The 3,212-nt window shown below is 71.5% G+C and carries 3 protein-coding genes; all 3 read left to right on the top strand.

Annotated features, from left to right (window positions below):
- The coding region (locus HMPREF0731_RS10225) for a cell division protein FtsQ/DivIB (RefSeq protein ID WP_007004031.1) at positions 1 to 797 on the top strand (797 nt) is incomplete at its 5' end.
- Positions 794 to 2,086 carry a cell division protein FtsA gene (gene ftsA, locus HMPREF0731_RS10220; protein WP_007004030.1) on the top strand — a complete coding sequence of 431 codons (1,293 nt, stop codon included), beginning with the start codon at positions 794 to 796 and terminating at the stop codon, positions 2,084 to 2,086. The genes HMPREF0731_RS10225 and ftsA, both read left to right, overlap by 4 nt.
- Positions 2,087 to 2,147: 61 nt before the next feature.
- The coding region (gene ftsZ / locus HMPREF0731_RS10215) for a cell division protein FtsZ (RefSeq protein WP_007004029.1) at positions 2,148 to 3,212 on the top strand (1,065 nt) is incomplete at its 3' end.

Below are 3,212 nucleotides of genomic sequence, written 5' to 3'. Positions count from 1 at the left end.
GGCAGCGGCCGCGGCTGCGCCCGGCGCTGCTGGCGCTGGCCGGGCTCGGCGCGGTCGGCGCCGGTGTCGTGCTGGTCTCCGCCTTCGATCCGGCCGGCCGCTTCAGCTTCGTCTCGGAGAACATCGCCGAGATCGCCGGCGGCGCCGGGCTCACCGTCAACGAGATCATCGTGCGCGGCCAGCAGAACACGCCGCGCGAGCTGATCCGCGCCGCCATCGGCACGCGCCATGGCGACCCGCTGCTGGCCTTCTCCCCCGCCCAGGCCAAGGCGCGGCTGGAGAGCATCGCCTGGATCGAGAGCGCCGAGGTGCAGCGCAACCTCTCGGGCAACATCACCGTCACCATCACCGAGCGGAAGCCCTTCGCCATCTGGCAGCACAATGGCGAGTTCGCCGTGGTGGACCGCGATGGCCGCGTCGTCTCGGCCGACACGCTGGACGCCTTCGGCCCGCTGCCGCTGCTGGTGGGCGATGGCGCGCACCGGCTGGGCGCCGCGCTGTATGACGCGCTGAAGCAGGAGCCCGAGGTGCAGCGCCGCGTGCAGGCGCTGGTGCTGGTGGGCGAGCGGCGCTGGAACCTCCGCCTGCACAACGGCACCGACGTGCTGCTGCCCGAGGCGCATGAGGGCGTGGCGGTCAAGCGCCTGGCCGAGCTGCAGCGCAGCTCCGCGCTGATGGACCGGCCGCTGGCCGCGATCGACCTGCGCCTGCCGGACCGGCTGGTGGTGCGCCAGCTTCCCGCCCCCGAGCCGGAGCCGCAGCGCGGCACCGCCCAGCGCCGGAGCGGCCGCGGATGAGCCGTGTGCTGCCCTTCCCCCTGCCCGCCGAGGCCACGCCGGCCGCGCGCCGCCGCCGCGCGCGCAGCGGCAATTTCGGCGTGCTCGACATCGGCAGCACCAAGATCGTCTGCCTGATCGCCCGCGTCGAGGCCGATGGCCAGGCCCGCGTGCTGGGCTGCGGCTGGCAGAAATCGCGCGGCATCAAGGGCGGCAACGTCATCGACCTGCAGGAGGCGGAGCAGTGCATCCGCGCCGCCGTCGCCCAGGCCGAGGACGCGGCGGAGCACAAGTTGACGAGCGCCATCGTCAACCTCTCCTGCGGCCAGCCGGATTCGCGGCTGATGACCATCCAGTGGCCGATCGGTGGCCGCGCTGTGACGGATGCCGACCTGCGCGCCGTGCTGCATGAGAGCCGCCGCCGCGCCGCCGCCGAGGGGCGGGAGACGGTGCATGCCGACACGCTCGGCTTCACCATCGACGCGACGCCCGGGGTGAAGGACCCGCGCGGCATGCTGTGCGAGCAGCTGGCGGCCCAGCTGCACCTGGTGGACGCCGCCTCCGCCTCGCTGCGAAACCTGGGTCTGTGCCTGCATCGTTGCGATCTCGACATCGACGAGCCGGTCTCGGCGGCTTACGCCTCCGCCCTCTCGGTGCTGGTCGAGGATGAGCGCGAGCTGGGCGCCACCGTGGTCGACATGGGCGGCGGCACCACCAGCATCGCCGTCTATGGCGAGGGCCACCTGCTGCACACGGCGCAGATCCCGGTGGGCGGCTGGCAGGTCACCAACGACCTGGCGCGCGGCCTGGCGACGCCGATCGCCCATGCGGAACGGATCAAGATTCTCGACGGCAGCGCCCTCGATGGCGGCGATGACGCCAAGGCCATGGTGATGGTGCCGCAGGTGGGCGAGGACGAGGACCACCTCGTCAGCATTCCGCGCAGCACGGTGATCAACATCATCCGCCCGCGCATCGAGGAGACGCTGGAGCTGGTGCGCGACCGGCTGGACGCCGCGGCGCTCGGCCGCGACGCCGGATCGCGCGTGGTGCTCACCGGCGGCGCCAGCCAGCTCGTCGGATTGCGTGAGCTGGCCGCGCAAATTCTCGACAGGCCGGTGCGCCTCGGCCGCCCGCTGCCGCTGCGCGGCCTGCCGGATGCGGCGCAAGGCCCTGATTTCGCCACGACGCTCGGGCTGGTTGCCTGGGGCGCGGGCGAGGGCCGGCCGCTGCTCGATATCGACCCCGGGCCGGATCGCGGAAACACGCGATTTACCCGTTTCGTCAACTGGCTTCGCGACCGCGTCTGATGCAATCTGCGCCCGGTTCGCCACGCCCCACGATGCCCGATTCCCGAGGAGACACGCTGCCATGACGCTGAACCTGACGATCCCGCGCCAGCAGCACACCGACTTCAGTCCGCGCATCACCGTGATCGGTGTTGGCGGTGCCGGCTGCAACGCTGTCAATAACATGATCGCGATGGGCCTGGATGGCGTCGAGTTTCTGGTGGCGAACACCGATGCGCAGGCGCTGGTGCACAGCCGCGCCGAGCGGCGCGTGCAGCTCGGCCCGCATCTGACGCAGGGCCTCGGCGCCGGCGCCAAGCCGGAGATCGGCCGCGCCGCCGCCGAGGAGGCGACCGAGGATCTGGCGCGCCATCTCGAAGGCATGCACATGGTCTTCATCACGGCGGGCATGGGCGGCGGCACGGGCACGGGGGCGGCGCCGGTGATCGCCCGCATGGCGCGCGAGCGGGGCATTCTGACGGTGGGTGTGGTGACCCGTCCCTTCGACTTCGAGGGGCCGAAGCGCAAGCGCGCCGCCGAGGCGGGCCTCGACGAGTTGCAGTCCTATGTCGACACGCTGATCGTCATCCCGAACCAGAATCTCTTCCGCAAGGCGAATGAGCGGACCACCTTCGCCGAGGCCTTCAAGATGGCCGACGACGTGCTGCACATGGGCGTGCGCGGCGTCACCGACCTGATGGTCAATCCCGGCCTGGTGAACCTGGACTTCGCCGATATCCGCACCGTCATGGCCGAGATGGGCAAGGCGATGATGGGCACCGGCGAGGCCGAGGGCGAGGACCGCGCGGTGAAGGCGGCCGAGGCCGCGATCAGCAACCCGCTGCTCGAGGACACCTCGATGCTCGGCGCCAAGGGCGTGCTGATCAACATCACCGGCGGCTACGACATGACGCTGTTCGAGGTCGACGAGGCCGCGAACCGCATCCGCCGCGAGGTGGACGAGGAAGCCAACATCATCTTCGGCTCCTCAGTCGATGAGGACATGAACGGCCGGCTGCGCGTCTCGGTGGTCGCCACCGGCATCGACGCCATCCAGGAGCATGGGGTGGAGCGGCCGAAGCTGGTCGCGGTCGGCGGCGGCGCGGCGCAGGCGCCGGTGCAGGCGGTGGCCAGCGCGACCATCCCC

This window comes from Pseudoroseomonas cervicalis ATCC 49957 (assembly GCF_000164635.1).
Lineage (GTDB): Bacteria > Pseudomonadota > Alphaproteobacteria > Acetobacterales > Acetobacteraceae > Pseudoroseomonas > Pseudoroseomonas cervicalis.
This window is presented reverse-complemented; position numbering and strand designations above follow the sequence as displayed.

Coding starts and splice junctions, on each gene's coding strand:
- ftsA (WP_007004030.1), top strand. CDS start 794: ATGAGCCGTGTGCTGCCCTTCCCCCTGCCCGCCGAGGCCACGCCGGCC.